This is a genomic window from Streptomyces sp. NPDC002055 (assembly GCF_040296705.1).
Classification (GTDB): Bacteria; Actinomycetota; Actinomycetes; order Streptomycetales; family Streptomycetaceae; genus Streptomyces.
This window is the reverse complement of record NZ_JBEOXS010000007.1, coordinates 153898-170641: the sequence shown is the minus strand read 5'-3', so window position 1 is coordinate 170641 and position 16744 is coordinate 153898. Positions and strand designations below refer to the sequence as shown.

Sequence of the window (16744 nt, the reverse complement as noted above, 5' to 3'; positions counted from 1 at the left end):
TTACAGCCCTCCGAGGCGGCCGCGGGGGCACTTTTTCATGTGAAGAGTTTCACGAAGCTTTTTCGGCAGGGGTCTCCCGGACCCCCTCCGGGGGCCCTGACGGGGCGGTTTCCACCCCCGGCACCGGCACGTCGGGAGAGGTCAACGGGCCGTTCACCAGAGGCCCGGAGGGGTGCGGGAGCGTTGCGCCGCCGACGCACCTCCGGCCCTCCGGCCCCCGGGGGGCGCGACGGCCGGCAGCCCTCCCGCCGGAGGGGCCGACCGACCGGGCCGGTGTACACGATCCCGCGTACACTTTCTCCATGGATGAGAACGCGGTGACGGTGCGCGAAGCCCGCGCACACCTTGCGGACCACATCAACCGTGCCGAGCAGGGCACCCCGACCGTCATCACGCGCAACGGCGCTCCCGTGGCGGCTCTCGTACCGATCGCGGACTTCGACGCACTGGAGGAAGCGGCCGACGAGTTGCTCGCGCGCCAGGCCGAAGCGGTGCTGGCCGAGGGCGGCCCGACCGTGACCATGGCCGAGCTGCTGGCCGACCTGTTCGACGAGCGCGGCCACGACGCGGCATGAAGTACGCGTTCCGGTTCACCGCGGCGGCACAGCGGCAGCTCCGGGCCATCGACCGGCCCGCCGCCATGCGCATCCTCGCCGCCCTGACCGCACTCGGCGACGACCCGTACCGCGAGGACGCCGACATCAAGAAGCTCACCGGACCCTCGGGGCTGTACCGGCTCCGGGTCGGCAGCTACCGGGTCGCCTACCAGGTCCTGGACGGCGAGCTGGTGGTCCTCGTCGTCAAGGTCGGCGACCGTCGCGACGTCCACCGCGCCCTCTGAACATCAAGGCCCTCTGGGCGCCGGGCCCGCTGAACGCCGAGGGCCGCCCCCGAGCCCGTGGCTCCGGGGCGGCCCGTACGGCGCTGTGAATTGTCAGTGCGCGTCGGCCGCCACGCTCCACGCGATGCCGTCGAGGATGTCGTGCTCGCTGACCACGACGTCCCGGGCGCCGGTCCGCTCCATGATCGAGAGCAGTACCAGGGCGCCCGCGGCGATCACGTCGACCCGGCCCGGGTGCATCACCGGGCTCGCGGCGCGCTGCTCGTGGGTCGAGGTCAGCAGGTCGCCGGTGATCTCCCGGACCTTCTCCACCGGGATGCGCGCGTGGTGGATCGCGGCCGGGTCGTAGGAGGTCAGGCCCAGCGCGACGGCGGCGACCGTGGTCACCGAGCCCGCCAGTCCGACGAGGGTGCGGGCCTCGTGCAGCGGGACCGTCTCCTCGACCAGGTCCAGGGCGGCGGCGATGTCGGCCTTGATCGCGGTGACCTGGCCGAGGGTCGGCGGGTCGACGACCTCGCCGTCCCGGACCAGGTGCCGCTCGGTCATCCGCACACAGCCGATGTCGACCGAGCGGGCCGCGCGGACCGTGCCGTCACCCACCACGAACTCGGTCGAGCCGCCGCCGATGTCCACGACCAGGTACGGCTCCTCGAAGGGCGACGCCCCGTCGCCCGCGCCGCCGAGCTCCTTGGTGGCACCGGTGAAGGAGAACTCCGCCTCCTGGTCGCCGGTGATCACCTCCGGCTCCACCCCGAGGATGCCGACCACGCCCCGGACGAAGTCCTCGCGGTTCTCCGCGTCACGGGAGGCGGAGGTGGCGACGAAGCGGAGCCGGGCCGGGGCCTCCACGCCGAGCTCGCGTATCACCTCGGCGTACTCGCGGCAGGCGGCGAAGGTCCGCTCCAGCGCCTCGGGCGCCAGCCGTCCCGTCCGGTCCACGTCCTGCCCCAGCCGGACGATCTTCATCCGGCGGTCCAGCTCGGTCAGGCTCCCGGTGGCCGGGTCGGCGTCCGCGACGAGGAGCCGGATGGAGTTCGTCCCGCAGTCGATCGCGGCGACCCGGGTCACTGCGCCTCCTCCGCCGCCTCGGCCGGACCGTCGGCGGGGCCGCAGCCCGCGCACGGGCCCTTCCGCCACCACTCGGGCAGCATCGCGATGGCCTCGTCGCCGAGCGGGTTCACCCCGGGGCCGGCCGCCAGGGAGTGGCCGACCAGCACGTGCAGGCACTTCACCCGGTCCGGCATGCCGCCCGCGCTGGGGAAGCCCTGGAGCACCTCGATCGCGTCCCGGCGCCGGATGTAGTCCTCGTGCGCGGCCCGGTAGGCGGCCGCCAGCTCCGGGTCCTCGGCGAGCCGGGCCGTCATCTCCTTCATGACGCCGTCCGCCTCCAGCGTGCCGATGGCGGAGGCGGCGCGCGGGCAGGTCAGGTAGTACAGCGTCGGGAACGGGGTGCCGTCCTCCAGGCGCGGCGCGGTCTCCACCACGTCGGGGAGCCCGCACGGGCAGCGGTGGGCGATCGCCCGCAGCCCGCGCGGAACGCGGCCGAGCTGCTCGCCGATCGCCGTGATGTCGGCGTCGGTCGGCGGGGTGGGGTCGGTCGGGGGAGGGGGCGTGTCCATGCCTGCGCAGATCTCTTCGTCGGTTCGGTCGGTTGATCGGGAGCGGTGTCCCGCGTCGCCTATCGGGTTCGGTGCCCCGCGTCGGCGCGGTCGACGCCGTCCCAGAGCTCGCTGTACCAGGGGCGGGCGGCCGCCTCCTCGTCACGGCTGCGGACGGGGTCGGGGCCGCCCTCGCGGACCACGGTGTAGCCGGTCTCGCCGGGGCGCACATAGTGCAGGTGCTCGCGGGCCTGCCGCTCGACGTACGCCGGATCCTGCCAGCGGGCCTTCTCGTCGCGCAGCCGCTCGACCTCGGCGCGCGCCCGCTCGGCACGGCGCTGCTGTTCGGCGATCAGGGAACGCTGCGAGACGAACTGCCGCATCGGGTAGGCGAGCGCGACGACGAGGGAGCAGACCACCAGGGCCAGCAGTGCCGCCCGGCCGGTGAGCCGGCTGCGGCGCGGCGGTCCGGCGCGCCGGCCGGCCCGGTAGACCCGGGCGGCGGCCTGCTCGCCGAGAGCCTTGAGTCTGGTCGCGGTGGAGAACCGCTCCCGGTCTCCGGCCACGTCGCCTCCCCTGTCGCTCCCCGCACCGGCTCTCCGTGTCCAGTACGAACGTCCCCGGCCACGGTACGGGACCGGGGACGGGGACGTCCGGATGCCGGGCGGGGCCGTGTGCGGCGGCCCCGCCGTGGCGCGTCCTACTGGAAGCGGAACCGCGGGAAGGCGGAGCGGCCCGCGTACACCGCGGCGTCGTCGAGGATCTCCTCGATGCGCAGCAGCTGGTTGTACTTGGCGACGCGCTCGGAGCGGGCCGGGGCGCCGGTCTTGATCTGGCCGCAGTTGGTGGCGACGGCCAGGTCGGCGATGGTGACGTCCTCGGTCTCGCCGGAGCGGTGGGACATCATGCACTTGTAGCCGTTGCGCTGGGCCAGCTCGACGGCGTCCAGGGTCTCGGTCAGCGAGCCGATCTGGTTGACCTTCACCAGCAGGGCGTTGGCCGTGTTGCTCTCGATGCCGCGGGAGAGGCGCTCCGGGTTGGTGACGAACAGGTCGTCACCCACCAGCTGGACCTTGTCACCGAGCTGCTCGGTGATGGTCTTCCAGCCCTCCCAGTCCTCCTCGTTCAGCGGGTCCTCGATGGAGACCAGCGGGTACGCGGCGACCAGCTCGGCGTAGTAGGAGGTCATCTCGGCGGCGGAGAGCGACTTGCCCTCGAACGCGTACGCGCCGTCCTTGTAGAACTCGGTGGCGGCGACGTCGAGCGCGAGCGCGATGTCCTGGCCGGGGGTGTAGCCGGCCTTCTTGATGGCCTCGACGATCAGGTCGAGGGCCTCACGGTTGGAGTCCAGGTTCGGGGCGAAGCCGCCCTCGTCGCCGAGGCCGGTGGACAGGCCCCGCTCCTTCAGCACGGACTTCAGCGTGTGGTAGACCTCGGCGCCCCAGCGCAGGGCCTCGGAGAAGGACTCCGCGCCGATCGGGGCGATCATGAACTCCTGGATGTCCACGTTGGAGTCGGCGTGCGAGCCGCCGTTGAGGATGTTCATCATCGGGACCGGCAGCAGGTGGGCGTTGGGGCCACCGAGGTACCGGAAGAGCGGCAGGTCGGACGCCTCGGAGGCGGCGTGCGCGACGGCGAGCGAGACGCCGAGGATGGCGTTGGCGCCGAGCGAGGACTTGTCCGGGGTGGCGTCCAGGTCGAACATCGCCTGGTCGATCAGCCGCTGCTCGGTGGCGTCGTAGCCGACGAGCTCCGGGCCGATCTGCTCGATGACGGCGAGGACGGCCTTCTCGACACCCTTGCCGCCGTAGCGGCTCTTGTCTCCGTCGCGGAGCTCGAGGGCCTCGAACGCTCCGGTGGAGGCACCGGAGGGGACGGCGGCACGACCGGTGCTGCCGTCGTCGAGGCCGACCTCGACCTCGACCGTGGGGTTGCCTCGCGAGTCGAGGATTTCCCGGGCTACGACGACGTCGATGGACGGCACGAGCATCTCCTTCATGGGTGTGACGCAGATTCGCAGTGCCTCAGTGGCGCTGCGCCACGAGCCTAACCGGACCGGCCGCATCGGTCGGCCTCTGCCCGCCCGACGAGACAAAAAGGCGCCCATAGGCCCGCAAAGCACGCCCCGGCCGGGCGCGTCCGGGGGCAGGGCGCTCGGCCGGGGGTGGCCCGCCGCCCGGCCGGGGCCGGGCGGCGGGAGGCGGGTCAGCTCAGGTGGAGCCGCTGGCCCGGGTAGATCACATCGGCGTCGTCCACGATGTCCTTGTTCAGGTCGTAGACCTTCTTCCAGCCGCCCTTGACGTCCTCGGCCTTCGCGATGGTGCCGAGGGTGTCGCCGGACTTGACCTTGTACTCGCCGTCACCCTTCTTGACGGCCTTCGGCGCGGCCTGCTTCTGCGGGGCCGCGGCCGGGCGGTCGCTGCGGTCGGCGTGCTCCGGGGCACCGCGGTCCTCCGCGGCGCCGCCGCCGGAGGAGGAGCCGGTGTCGACACCGGCGGCCGGGCCGCCCGCGGTGAGGCCACCGGCCCCGGCGCAGGACCAGGCGCCCGGACCCTGCTGGGCGAGCAGCTTCTCGGCAGCGGCGATCTGCTGCTCCTTGGTGGCCTGGTCGGCGCGCGGGGCGTACTGGGTGCCGCCCGCGGCGGCCCAGCTGGACTGGGAGAACTGCAGGCCACCGTAGTAACCGTTACCGGTGTTGATGGACCAGTTGCCACCGGACTCGCACTGGGCGACCTTCTCCCAGGTGTCCACGGAGGCGGCGGAGGCCGAGGTGGCGCCGATCAGCGGGGCGGCCACGGCGGTGCCCGCCAGACCGGCGAGCGCGGCCATACGGACGGCCTTGGACGGACGGCGATGCTTGTTCTTGCCGGAAAGCAGCATGGAACGGTCTCCTCACCGACGCCTGCGAGGTGAGCTGTCGGGTTCGGGCTGTGAGTGCCCGGCCCGGTGCCTGCGCACCGGGCTTCACCCCTAGCCGGTCGGCCCGTTCATCCTTCAACGGACGTGTCCGGCACTTACCTTGGGTCCCCCGCTCCTGCCTACGGCGCTTTCGCGACGATTCCCTCCGGCCGCCGGCAGGATTCGGCGTGACGGTCGAAGGCGCCCGCGGTGGCGAGCGGACACGACGGTAAGCACACCGGCCCCGTGGGTTCAAAGTGCGACATCCCGCCCACCGAACCCCTCCCTGCCCGCCCGTCACTCACATCACCGCAGGTGAGGGCGGGTACAGGGACATCCGGCCGTCCAGACAGGCGCGTTGGGCCGATGAGATGCTTCTCTCACGCACCCACAACGGGCGGAAAGGGCTCGAACTACCCTTCGGAATCGCTCAGATCGAGGTCCTGGCCTGGGCGAATCATGTCCGCGTCGGAGCCGACGACGTCCTCGTTCGACGCGTACAGCGCGCTCCAACCACCGGGAAGGGCGTACTCCTGAGCGATATCCGACAAACTGTCACCCGGTTGGACGGTGTACCGGCCGTCCGCGGACGTGTCGGCCCGGTCCTCACCGCGTGAGGCGTGCCGTCCGCCGTCGCGCTCCCCGTCCCCGGACTCCTGCTCGTCGGCGGGGGCGCCACGGTGCCGGCCGGCGCCTTCGCCGCCCTGGTCCGAGCCGCCCTTGCCCGAGCCGTCCCGGTCCGAGCCGCCCTGGCCCGAGCCGTCCTTCCCGCCGGACGCGCCGTCGCCCTCGTCGGACCGGTCGGCGTCGGCCTTGTCGTCGCCGCTCTTGCCGCCGTCCGCGTCGCCGCTCTTCCCGTCGCCGCTCTTCTCGTCCTCGCGCTGCTCGCCGTCGCCCTTGTCGGTATCGGCGTCGTCGCTCTGCGCACGGTCCGCGTCGTCGTCGGCGCCGTCGGACGACGACGCGCCGTCGGAGTACTCCGGGTCGAGCGGCAGCAGGGACTCCAGCGGGCCCGGCGGCTCGGTGCTGCCGGGGTCGACATCGGGGGCCTCACCCCCTTCCTGCAGCCCCGCGTTGGTGGCGCAACTGGGCCAGGCCTCCGGCCCGCGCTCGGCGAGGATCTTCTCGGCCACCGATATCTGCTGGGAGCGGCTGGCCAGGTCGGCGCGCGGCGCGTAGTCCCGGCCGCCGTGCTCCTCCCACATCTCCTGAGTGAACTGCAGGCCGCCATAGAAGCCGTTGCCGGCGTTGGCGCTCCACAGCCCGCCGCTCTCGCACTGGGCGACCCGGTCCCAGGTATCGGCGTCCGCCGCCTGGGCGCCGGTGGCCCCGAGCAGCGGCATCGCGATGCCCGCGCCGGTCATGCCGACGGTGACGAAGATGGCGGGTGCCTGGCGGGGGCGGCGGTGTCGACCGTTCCCGGAACGCATGCGGTTGCCTTTCGAGCGAGTGACAGGGAGCCGTGGGGGGACCGCTTGAAAGTAGCGGCGGCCCACGGCAGTCACAAGACGATGTAGCCGAGATCACGTATTGGTCACGTAGTTGACAAACCTTCACTTCCTGTAGGGGTGAACTCCACCGGAAGGGTCCGCAGTCCCCGCATGATGAGCCCGCCACGCCACCGCAATTCATCTGTTTCCACCGCAAGTCGCATATCCGGCAGGCGGCGCAGCAGGGTGGCCAGCGCGGTCTGCGCCTCCAGCCGGGCGAGCGGTGCGCCCAGGCAGTAGTGGATGCCGTGGCCGTAGCCCAGGTGCTGGTTGTCGCGGCGGGCGAGGTCGAGGGTGCCGGGCGCGTCGAAGCGCTCCGGATCGCGGTCGGCCGCGGCCAGCACCACCAGCACCGGCTCCCCGGCGGCGATCCGCTGCCCGCCGAGGGTCAGCGGCTCGGTGGCGAAGCGCCAGGTGGCGAGCTCGACGGGGCCGTCGTAGCGCAGCAGCTCCTCGACGCCGGTGGCGAGCAGCTCCGTCTCGCCGGCCGCCAGGGAGCGCTGCAGCCGCTCCCGTTGAACGGGATGGCGCAGCAGCGCGTACATACCGTTGCCGATGAGATTCACCGTGGTCTCGAAGCCGGCGAACAGCAGGATGAACGCCATCGCGGCCGCCTCGCCCTCGGTCAGGTGCTCACCGTGGTCGCTGGCGCGGATCAGGCCGGAGATGAGGTCGTCGCCCGGTTCCGCCCGTTTGCGGTGGATCAGTTCGGCCAGGTAGGAGCGCATCTTCTTGACCGAGCGGGCCACTCCCCCGCGCGGTCCGCCGCCGTGCCGGATCATCATCCCGGCCCAGTCGCGGAAGTCGTCCTGGTCCTCGGCCGGTACGCCCAGCAGGTCGCAGATGGCGTAGATGGGGAGGGGAAAGGCGAAGTCGTGGATGAGGTCCGCGGAGCCGTTCCCGGCGAAGCCGTCGATGAGCCGGTCGGTCAGTTCCTGCACCCGGGGCGCGAACTCCGCCACCCGGCGCGGGGTGAAGGCCTTGGAGACCAGGCGGCGCAGCCGGGTGTGGTCCGGCGGGTCGATGTTGAGCAGATGGGTCATCAGATCGGCGCTGCGCTCGCCGGGAATGCCGACCTTGCCCTTGGCGTGGGCGGACTCGCTGTGGTGGACGGGGTTCTTGGAGAGCCGGGCGTCCGCGAGGGCCTGCCGGGCGTCGGTGTACCGGGTCACCAGCCAGGCCTCGACGCCGCTGGGCAGCGCGGTCCGGTGCACGGGACTGTGCTCGCGCAGCCAGGCGTACGCCGGATACGGGTCCGCGGCGAACTCCCAGCCGAAGAGCTGGGGCGGGGAGTCCGGGTCCGAGGCGTCCTGGGCCCGAGCGGCGGAGGTCTCGGGGGCCGGGGCGGTGGCGTCTTGGGCGGTGGCGTCCGGAGTCGAGGCGTCCGGGGCGGTGGCGTCCGGGGTCGGATCGGGGTTTTCCTGGGGCACGCTCCACCGTAACCGCCCGGCCGGGAGGCCCCGCCGCCCCGTCCGCGGGGACGCCGGAGCCGGGGCCTTGCGAGCCGGGCCGGGAACGGGGGTCCTGGGAGCCACGGCCGGAGGCCGGTGTCCCGGGAGCCGGGGCCGGGATCCCCGGGAGGCTTGGGAGGCTTGGGAGGCTTGGGAGCCGGAGGACGTTACGCGGTCTGCCGGGCGTCGTGGTGCTCCAGCCAGCCGGAGGTGAGGAGGTACTGGCCGAGGAGGTACCCGGCCATGATCAGCACCTCCTGGGAGGGGACCTCCCGGCCCGCCTCCTTGAGCCCGATCAGCAGGTCCGAGCCCAGGAAGGCGGCGGCGCCCGCACCGACCCGGCCCCCCACGCCGAGCGCGGTGACCGTCATCGCGACCAGCGCGAGGCTGTAGCCGGCCACCGGCAGCCGCAGCTGCTTGTCGAGGGTCGGCGCGAGGGCGGCGTTCACCGCGGCCCAGCCCGCCAGACAGCCGACCGCCGGCCAGGGCTTCCGCGCGATGCCGCGGAGTGCGCCGAGTCCGGTGCAGCCCGCGGTGTAGCTGACCTGGGTGCCCAGGAACGCCGCCATTCCGAGGAGGAAGGCGGGCTTGTGCTCGTCGAAGAGAAGCGCCGTGTCACCGGCGGCGGCGAAGGCGAGTCCGGCGACGAGAGCCTTGGGGACCGGCGCGGAGGTGTCGGGGCGGCGGCGCAGCACATGGACCGCGAGCGCGGGCATGAGCAGCGGCTTCGCGGCCCGGCGCAGGCCACGCGGGCTGCTGTTCACGCCCACCAGGTCGGCCGCGGAGAGCACTCCGAACGCCGCGAGCGCACCGCGCCCGTGGCCGTCGGGCCGGGTCAGCTGCTGTGCGGCCGCGGCCGCCGCCCGGAGTACGCCCTGCCGCCGGAAGCCGCCCTGCCCGGTCCGCCTGCGCTGCCCGCCCTGCCCGAAGATCGCCATGGCAGGCAGTCTCGCGATGCCGCTGATGCCCCGTCAACGGTGGGGTGATGTGATGTGCCGCTCCCACCGGGCCGTCGGGCGGGTGGGCCGTCGGCCCACGGGCGCAGCTCTCCCCCGGCCCGCGGCCCGAGGCGGCCGGGGTCCCGCCGGGCGTGCGTGCCGTCCGGGCGCGTCACGCGCGCCGGGTCATCCCGTGCCGTGGCCGCTGCCGCCGTGGTCCCACTTCCGGGGCTCCCCGTCGTCCTTGGTCCGCGACCCGGAGCCGAATTCGTACGGCATGTGCCGGATGCCGTCCCGCGGGACCTCGTCCCCTTCGCGGTACTCGGACACATCCGTGCGCGGCCGGGCCACGTCCTGGTGGCCGGGCCCGTGGTTGGGCGGGGCCTCCCCGCTCCGGTGTTCGCCCTGGGTCTCCCAGGCACCGCCGCGCGGCTGGGGCTGCTGCGGCGGGTCGGGCTCCCGCGAGCGGATGCGGTAACCCAGCCACACGGCCCCGATCAGCAGAATCACCACGATGATTCCGACCACCAGCGGGGCGATGCCGACCAGGTAGTCCCGGAGTGCGATGTCCGAGCTCAGCTGCTGGTACATATCGGACGAGTACCCGGGTCGCGGGGGGTCAGTCGACTTGTTCGGCCATCCGGATGGCGTCCCGGTAGGCGCGGGCCGCCGCCCGCAGCGCCGATTCCGGATCGACGCCCTCCGCCTCCGCCCGGACGGCCAGGGACAGCAGCCGCTCGCCGAGATCGCCGCCGCCCACGGACACCGGCGCGGCCACCTCCAGCCCCGCCGTCCGTACCCGGGAGGCCAGCTTGGTGGCGAGGGCCAGCGCGGGCTGCCCCAGCGGGATGCCGTCCGTCACGGACTCCCGCTGCTTCTCGGCGGCCTTCGTGCGGCGCCAGTGCGCCTTGACGTCCTCGGCGCTCTCGGCGGTCTCCGTCCCGAAGACATGGGGGTGCCGGTGGATCAGCTTCTCCACGATGGTGCCCGCCACGTCGTCGATGGAGAACGGCTCCTCCGCGTCCTCCTGCGCGATGCGCGCATGGAACACGACCTGGAGCAGGACGTCGCCCAGCTCCTCCCGGAGCTCCTCGCGGTCCCCCGCCTCGATGGCCTCCACCAGCTCGTAGGCCTCTTCGATGCCGTACTTCGCCAGGCCCTCGTGGGTCTGGGCGCTGCTCCACGGGCACTCGGCCCGGATGGTGTCCATGACCTGCACCAGGTCCAGGAGGCGGGCGCCCGGCAGGTCGTAGGAGGCGGGGAGCAGTTCCAGGTCGGGCATCTGCACCCGCCCCGATCCGGCGAGCCGGGCGAGCCCGTCGGTCAGCCGGGCGTCGCCCTCACCAGGCGGGATGACGACGAGGGTGCGGCCGCCCGCGCTGTCGTCGACCAGCTCCTGGGCGTCCGGTGCCGCCTCCTCGACCATGACCCCGGCCTCGCGCAGATACGGCAGCTGCGGGTGGGCCGGGTCGGCGCACAGCACCCGGTCGGCGCCGTGCAGCACCTGCCAGGCGGGCCAGGACAGCAGCCCGGGGGCGACCCGGTGGCTGGTGGTGAGAAGGACGATTCGGCCGGGGGCATCTGCAGTCACGCGTCGAACGTAACCCACCGGGCGGGGGCGCCAGGCCCCCGGTCGGGGCCGGGCCGGGTGCCCGGTGATCGCGGTGCGCCCTCGGGCACGGGTGCTCCGCGGGCCCTGCGTTCCCCCCGGCCCCTGCGTTCCCCGGTCTCTGCGTTCCCCGGTCCCGGTGCGTGCGGTGGTCCGGGGGCCACGGGCCCGATGGCTGGTGGTCCGGGGCCCGGTGCGGTCCGGGGGCCGGTGCGGTCCGGGGGCCGGTGCGGTCCGGGGGCCACGGGCCCGCAGTGCGGTGACCCGGGGCCCGGCGGCTGCGGCGGCTGCGGCGGCTGCGGCGGTGCGGCGTCAGGCCGGCTCGGCGGGGGCCGGCGGGGCCTTGCGGAGCCAGCTCTCCTTCACCGTGCCGAGCAGCACCTTCTTCTCGTCCCAGGTGCCGTAGCGCGGATTGACGTCGATGCCCATCGTGGCGGAGGCCCGCTGCAGGGCCCGGCCGAGCTTGCTCTGGCCCTTCGGGTCGTTGGGCTCCACGCCGAGCGAGCGCGCCAGCCGGTCCATCACCAGCTGGTTGCGGACGGTGTCCGTCACCTGGCCGGGGCCGATGGCGTACTGCTGGAGCCAGAGGGCCCGCAGCCGCGCCGCGCCGCCCGCGCCCTGTTCGGCTGCGGTCTGCGCCTGCTGGATGTCGCGCCGGCTGACCGCGATCCCGGCGTCCTCGGCCGCCCGGGCCAGCACCTTGTCGAAGATCATGCTGTTCAGGGTGGCCCGGCTGAGCTGCCCGGTGTCCTGGATGAGCTGCGCGGACTGCGGGACCTTGCGCTGCGCCTCCCGTACGCCCTCCACCGTGTCCTGGAGCTGGGACACCGTGATCCGGTCGCCGTCGACCACGGCCGCGGCCCCGGGGTGCGGAGTGCTGCCGCAGGCGGTGAGCAGCGGGGACGCGGTGAGCAGTGCGGCGGCGGTCACGGAGAGCGCGGTCCGGCGGTTCCTCGGGCGGTACGGCAGCATCAAGCCTCCCGGCAAAGATCGGCACAGCGTGCGGGCGAAACCCTCCATGAGGGAGGTGGCGTGCGACGAGCGGGCATATCGATCCGGCGTTGATCGATGTTAGGGAGTCCGCGGGACCGTAGCCACTGATTCGACCAACGATTCCGCGGTCACTTGGGTACGCGGCCCGTCCGGAACGCCCGGTACCGGTGCAGGGGCCGGTCCGGGGACCGGGCACGGGGGCGGTACTCGGACCGGGCACGGGGTGGTACGTCCGGGCACGGGACAGTCCGGGCACCGGGCACCGGGCGGTACTCGGACCGGGCCGGCTCAGGGAGCTCCGCCGGGTCGGGGCGGGGGCCGTGCCGGATCCGGGGCAGTACCGGACGGGAAGCCCGGTGCCGGACGCCGGGCGCACCGGCACCCGGGGTGCCGCTCACCGGGTCCGGCGTGCCCGGGTCACCCGCCGCACTGCCGCAGCATCATCCGCTTGTCGGCCGGCGTCACCGGGAGGTCGTACTTCAGCGACACCTGGGCGAAGCGCACCGCGTAGGAGCAGCGGATGCGCTTGTTCGGCGGGAGCCAGGACGCGGGGCCGGAGTCGCGCTTGGCGCTGTTGGCCGGTCCGTCGACCGGTATCAGGTTCAGCGGATCGTTGGCGATGGCCTGGCGCCTGCCCTCCGGCCAGCGGGCGGCGCCCAGCTGCCAGTCGTACGAGAGCGGCATGACGTGGTCGATCTGGACGGCGATGGCGCGGGACTTGGTCCAGTCGATCGTTCTGCCGGTGTACGGGTCGTGCAGGGTCAGGGAGGTGACGACGCAGTCCGAGCCGGCACGGAAGCGGACCCGCTCCCCGTCGCGCTGGAGGAGATCGTTCCGGGTTATCTGCAGCTCCTTCATCGCTGCGATGCACATGAGGCACAGCCGTAACCCACTCCTGTCCCTCACCGTTATCGGTCATGCCGTGAGGGACATGAGCGACTTCGGAGACAGGAAGCAGGTCCATGACGTTATGCACAGAGAAGGCCGTCTCGCCCACCACCGGCGAGACCACCTGGCTCCTGGTCGACGAAGAGACGTACGCGCCTCACCCCGAAGCCCGTGAGTTCTCCCTGTACCTGCGCGGAGCCGGGCGGTCACCGCAGACACAGCGCGCGTACATCCCTAGAATCGGCCGCTTCCTCAATTGGTGCGCAGAGCGGGGTACCGACTGGACGGCCGTCCGGCTCGGGGACATGAGTCTGTTCAAGTTCCACGTCGAGCAGACCCCGACCCAGTACGGGCGGCCTCCCTCCGGCAAGACGGTCAACGCCACGCTCACTGCGGTGTGTGAGTTCCTCCGCTTCTGCGCGGTTCAAGGACATGTGGCTCACGAAGTCGCCGAGCGTCTCAGCGAGCCGCGCTTCCTCTCCCACGCCCCGGCTGGCTTCGATCCCGGCGAGGGCGGCCAGCACCTGATGGTCAAAGCCCGCGTCCTGAAGGCGCCGGAGATCGAGCGGGCACCACAGACGCTTACTGGCGTCCAGACGGAGCAGGTCATCGACGCCGCTCGCACTGCGCGTGACCGGCTGCTGCTGACCGTCCTGGTGGAAGCGGGCCTGCGCATCGGCGAAGCCCTTGGACTGCGGCGTGAGGACATGCATCTGCTCCCCGACTCCACGCGCCTGGGCTGTCGAACCGGTGGCGCGCACCTGCACGTCAGGCCCCGTCAGGACAACGTCAACGGGGCGCGGGCCAAGGCCGGACGCCCTCGCATGGTTCCGCTCACACCGGAAGTGGTGCACCGATACCGCGATCATCTCGCCGAGCGTGAACAGGTAGTCGGCGCCACCGACTGTGACTACGTCTTCCTCAACCTCGTCGGCGTCCACGCGGGGCGTCCGCTCTCGTACTCCAATACCAAGCAAGTGATTGAACGGATCGGGAGGCGCTGTGGTCTGACCGCCCGGCCGCACATGATGCGGCACACAGCCGCCACCCGCTGGATCCGCAACGGGGTCGCCCCGGACGTCGTACAGACCCTCCTGGGGCACGCCTCCTCGGCGAGCACGGCCGTGTACCTGCACGCCCAGGACGAGGATCTCCGCACGGCCGTCGAGGCCGTCGAAAGTCTCGCGTCGGAGCTGCTGCGATGACCATTGCGCTCCTCCGCTCCCCTGCCCTTCCTGCCCTCCCCGGTGACCCGGAGTGGCCGTCGTGGCTCGCGGCACGCCTGCCGTCGGGCTGGCGCACGCGTGAGTGGGACCCCGTTCAGGCGCTCTTCACCGCCGATCCCGGCAACCCTACGACCAGCGTGTTCGTATGTTCCGTAGGCGCCTGTTGCACCCATGTGGCGAGTAACGGATCCCGCTGCGACGCCTGCCGTAAAGCCCGCTACCTTCTGGGCAATCCCGCGGACTTCGACGCCACGCACATCCCGGACCCGTCCCGCCGCCGACCCAACACCTCCGCGAACGGGGCCATGCCGGGCGTCTCCCAGTTCTCGCTCGCGGGTGTGAGCCCCGCCGTCCGCCAGGAGCTCTTGTACGGGCTCCAGCAGCGTGACGACGCCGGAATCAGCCTGGTCCCCCAGCGGGTACGCCGCATTGTGGCCGCCCTCCCCGCCGGACTCGGCTCGCTCCTCGACCTGGACGCCTCATTCCCCTCCGGGCTTCCGGCTGCGGCCTCCGGCGTCCTGAACGGTGTTCTCCTGCACGTCCGACGCGCACGCGTCGAGTTCGAGGGCACCGATCCGACCTCGGGCGACGTATGGGAGTGCGCTCTCATCGGGCTGACGGCAGGGCGCGGTCGCAAGTACGCCGCTGTCCACGGCGGCATCGACTTCCGTCCGGTACGGCAGCAATGGCTGCGGGAACTGGTCAAGGAGTACGGCCGCACGGCACGCCCCAACGTCATGGACCTACGGCAGACCGTCTACGCGGCGACCATCGCGTCCTCCGCGCTGGCAGGCCGCCCCCACGGGGATAAGCCGGGGCTCCTCGCCATGGCCGACATGAACGCCGTAGTGGACCTGTTCCGGATCACCAAGCGTCCCGAGGACGGTCACGACTACTCCACCAGCCACCGCAGAGCCCTGCTCCGCCACTGGCGCACGTTTCTGGACTACGCCCGTCAGGCCGGGATGATGGACCACGTGCCAGGCGGGTTCGCGCTCAACCCCCGCTTCCACAGCATCGCCGCCGTGGAAGTGACCGAAGACGATCTCGGCCGTGCGATCCCCGAGCACGTCATCGCCCAGCTCGACGTGCACCTCGGTCTACTGGGCACCTCGACGGGGTACGCGAGCGGCGGCTGGACGGCCGCCGACTTCGCGCGGATGTACCAGGTGGTCTACGCGGTCCTCCGGGACACCGGCCGCCGTCCGGGCGAAGTCACCAGCCTGCACCGCGACTGCCTGGAGCGGGTCGACGGCAAACCGACGCTGATCTACGACAACCACAAGCGGCGACGTCACGGCCGTCGGCTGCCCATCTCGGAGAGCACCGCCCAACTGATCGAAACCTGGCAGAAAGAGCTCGATGCGCTACCGGCCGTGCCAGCCTGCGCCCAGTGGCTGTTTCCTTCGCCGGGACAGCGCAACCGTCCACGCCGCGGGCATCTGAACACTTCGCATTTCTGCAACCGGATCTTCCGGAACTGGGTCGACGAACTGATACCTGACCTTGTGGACGACCGGCTCGACGAGGCCGGCGCCCCGCTCGCCTACGACCGCACCCAGGTCGTGCCGTACGGCTTTCGCCATGCGTACGCCCAGCGCCATGCGGACGCGGGCACCCGCCCCGACGTTCTGCGGGAACTCATGGACCATCGTTCACTGGACGTGACCATGGGCTACTACAAGGTCTCACTCACCCGGAAACAGGAGGCCGTACGAACGGTCGCGGCGCTCGCCGTCGACCGGCACGGCACAGCTCACGGCTTCAGCGATCCTCTCGCCTACGAGGTGGAGAGCGTCGGGGTGCCGTACGGCGGCTGCACCGAACCGAGCAACGTCAAGGCCGGCGGCGGGCACTGCCGCATCCGCTTCCAGTGCGCCGGATGCGACTTCTACCGCCCCGATCCCTCCTACCTCCCCGCCCTGGAACAGCAGATCGCGGACCTGCGCGCCGACAAGGAAGCCGCCCTCGCGATGGAGGCCGCCGACTGGGTCGTGCGCAATCTCGATGACCAGATCGGCGCCTACTCGAAGTCGGCCGGCGAGATGCGGCGGAAACTCGACGCGCTGCCCGCCGAGGAGCGGGCCGTTGTCGAATCCGCCTCACGCGAGCTGCGCAAGGCACGTTCGGCAGCGGCCTTCATCCCTCTGCAGACGCTGACGACACGGAGCTCCGAATGAAAATCCCTGCTGCTTCCGGTGGCAACGACCGGAACGCCCGGATCGAGCGGCTGCGCGTCAGCCGCTCCAAGGACAGCGAAGACAAGACCAGGCGCGCGCTCGACGCCGTGGACGGTCTTCTCCGCTCGGGACGACGGATCACCGTCGCCCAAGTAGCCCGGGAAGCCTCGGTATCCACGTGGTTCGTCTACAACCAGCCTCAGGTGCACCAGGCCGTTCAGGACGGCATCACCGCCCAGCGAACGCGGGGTCGCCAGAACTCCCACACTCCGGAGGCGCCTCAGGTGTCCCCGGCCGGGTTGCGGACGGACCTTGCACTGGCCCGCGAAGAGATCAAGGACCTCAAGAAGGAGCGCGATCGGCTCCGCAACCGGGTCAGGCTGTCTCTCGGCGCCGAATTGGAGGGCGTGAACCAGCACGAGCTGATCGAGCGGGTACAACAGATCGAGCAGCGGAATACCGCGCTGGAGCAAGCGCTGTCAGAGGCCAGAGATCAGATCGCCGCCCTGGAGGGCCAACTGCGTGAGGCGGAGGACGACCTCACCGCCGCGCGAGCCAGTCTCCGCCGTGCCATGCGGTCCGTTCCGTCCCCGTAACCCGTGCTGCATGGCCACACTTTGTGGTTGTCCGGT

At 72.0% G+C, this 16744-nt stretch carries 16 protein-coding genes, 1 pseudogene and 1 riboswitch; of the genes and pseudogenes, 5 read left to right on the top strand and 12 right to left on the bottom strand.

The window, feature by feature from the left end:
- The first annotated feature begins 302 nt into the window (after nucleotides 1-302).
- Together ABT112_RS06305 and ABT112_RS06300 are read left to right on the top strand one after the other, a co-directional pair.
- On the top strand, nucleotides 303-575 hold the full coding sequence (locus ABT112_RS06305; RefSeq protein ID WP_351506116.1) for a type II toxin-antitoxin system Phd/YefM family antitoxin: 273 nt from the start codon (nucleotides 303-305) through the stop codon (nucleotides 573-575).
- A complete protein-coding gene (locus tag ABT112_RS06300; protein WP_351506114.1) occupies nucleotides 572-841 on the top strand; it encodes a type II toxin-antitoxin system RelE family toxin in 270 nt (89 codons plus the stop codon). Before ABT112_RS06305 ends, ABT112_RS06300 begins: the two co-directional genes overlap by 4 nt.
- Before the next feature lie 93 nt (nucleotides 842-934).
- Here ABT112_RS06300 and ABT112_RS06295 read toward each other — a convergent pair whose 3' ends face one another.
- The 12 genes and pseudogenes from ABT112_RS06295 to ABT112_RS06240 form a co-directional block, all read right to left on the bottom strand.
- Nucleotides 935-1909, bottom strand: coding sequence for a Ppx/GppA phosphatase family protein (locus ABT112_RS06295; protein ID WP_351506112.1), 975 nt, complete (start codon nucleotides 1907-1909; stop codon nucleotides 935-937).
- On the bottom strand, nucleotides 1906-2460 hold the full coding sequence (locus ABT112_RS06290; RefSeq protein WP_351506110.1) for a DUF501 domain-containing protein: 555 nt from the start codon (nucleotides 2458-2460) through the stop codon (nucleotides 1906-1908). Before ABT112_RS06290 ends, ABT112_RS06295 begins: the two co-directional genes overlap by 4 nt.
- A 59-nt stretch (nucleotides 2461-2519) precedes the next feature.
- Nucleotides 2520-3005 (bottom strand): FtsB family cell division protein, encoded by a 486-nt coding sequence (locus ABT112_RS06285; protein WP_351506108.1) that lies wholly within the window; start codon nucleotides 3003-3005, stop codon nucleotides 2520-2522.
- 134 nt (nucleotides 3006-3139) lie between these two features.
- Nucleotides 3140-4429 (bottom strand): phosphopyruvate hydratase, encoded by a 1290-nt coding sequence (eno, locus tag ABT112_RS06280; protein WP_351506184.1) that lies wholly within the window; start codon nucleotides 4427-4429, stop codon nucleotides 3140-3142.
- A 215-nt stretch (nucleotides 4430-4644) separates the two neighbouring features.
- The gene (locus ABT112_RS06275; RefSeq protein WP_351506106.1) at nucleotides 4645-5319 is read right to left on the bottom strand and encodes a transglycosylase family protein; all 675 of its coding nucleotides are present in this window, start codon (nucleotides 5317-5319) and stop codon (nucleotides 4645-4647) included.
- Between the two features lie 4 nt (nucleotides 5320-5323).
- Nucleotides 5324-5495, bottom strand: a riboswitch (cyclic di-AMP (ydaO/yuaA leader).
- Nucleotides 5496-5750: 255 nt separating this feature from the next.
- On the bottom strand, nucleotides 5751-6767 hold the full coding sequence (locus tag ABT112_RS06270) for a transglycosylase family protein (RefSeq protein ID WP_351506104.1): 1017 nt from the start codon (nucleotides 6765-6767) through the stop codon (nucleotides 5751-5753).
- Nucleotides 6768-6871: 104 nt separating this feature from the next.
- Nucleotides 6872-8257 (bottom strand): cytochrome P450 family protein, encoded by a 1386-nt coding sequence (locus ABT112_RS06265; protein WP_351506102.1) that lies wholly within the window; start codon nucleotides 8255-8257, stop codon nucleotides 6872-6874.
- Between the two features lie 188 nt (nucleotides 8258-8445).
- A complete protein-coding gene (locus tag ABT112_RS06260; protein WP_351506100.1) occupies nucleotides 8446-9216 on the bottom strand; it encodes a lysoplasmalogenase in 771 nt (256 codons plus the stop codon).
- A 186-nt stretch (nucleotides 9217-9402) separates the two neighbouring features.
- Nucleotides 9403-9807, bottom strand: a complete 405-nt coding sequence (locus ABT112_RS06255) for a DUF6479 family protein (RefSeq protein ID WP_351506098.1) — start codon at nucleotides 9805-9807, stop codon at nucleotides 9403-9405.
- A 28-nt stretch (nucleotides 9808-9835) separates the two neighbouring features.
- Complete coding sequence (locus tag ABT112_RS06250) at nucleotides 9836-10807, bottom strand: nucleoside triphosphate pyrophosphohydrolase (protein WP_351506096.1); 972 nt, start codon at nucleotides 10805-10807, stop codon at nucleotides 9836-9838.
- 330 nt (nucleotides 10808-11137) lie between these two features.
- Nucleotides 11138-11797: a SurA N-terminal domain-containing protein gene (locus ABT112_RS06245; RefSeq protein ID WP_351506094.1), complete on the bottom strand. Its 660-nt coding sequence runs from the start codon at nucleotides 11795-11797 to the stop codon at nucleotides 11138-11140.
- A gap of 438 nt (nucleotides 11798-12235) precedes the next feature.
- Nucleotides 12236-12658, bottom strand: a pseudogene (locus ABT112_RS06240) (HNH endonuclease family protein); the annotation flags it as partial.
- 122 nt (nucleotides 12659-12780) lie between these two features.
- Here ABT112_RS06240 and ABT112_RS06235 point away from each other — a divergent pair.
- The 3 genes from ABT112_RS06235 to ABT112_RS06225 are packed head-to-tail and all read left to right on the top strand — an operon-like array spanning nucleotide 12781 to nucleotide 16708.
- On the top strand, nucleotides 12781-13911 hold the full coding sequence (locus ABT112_RS06235; RefSeq protein WP_351506092.1) for a tyrosine-type recombinase/integrase: 1131 nt from the start codon (nucleotides 12781-12783) through the stop codon (nucleotides 13909-13911).
- Entirely contained in the window at nucleotides 13908-16112 is a 2205-nt protein-coding gene (locus ABT112_RS06230) for a tyrosine-type recombinase/integrase (RefSeq protein ID WP_351506090.1), read from the top strand. The genes ABT112_RS06235 and ABT112_RS06230 overlap by 4 nt, the downstream gene beginning before the upstream one ends.
- Nucleotides 16109-16708, top strand: coding sequence for a DUF6262 family protein (locus tag ABT112_RS06225; protein ID WP_351506087.1), 600 nt, complete (start codon nucleotides 16109-16111; stop codon nucleotides 16706-16708). The genes ABT112_RS06230 and ABT112_RS06225 overlap by 4 nt, the downstream gene beginning before the upstream one ends.
- The last annotated feature ends 36 nt before the right edge of the window (nucleotides 16709-16744 follow it).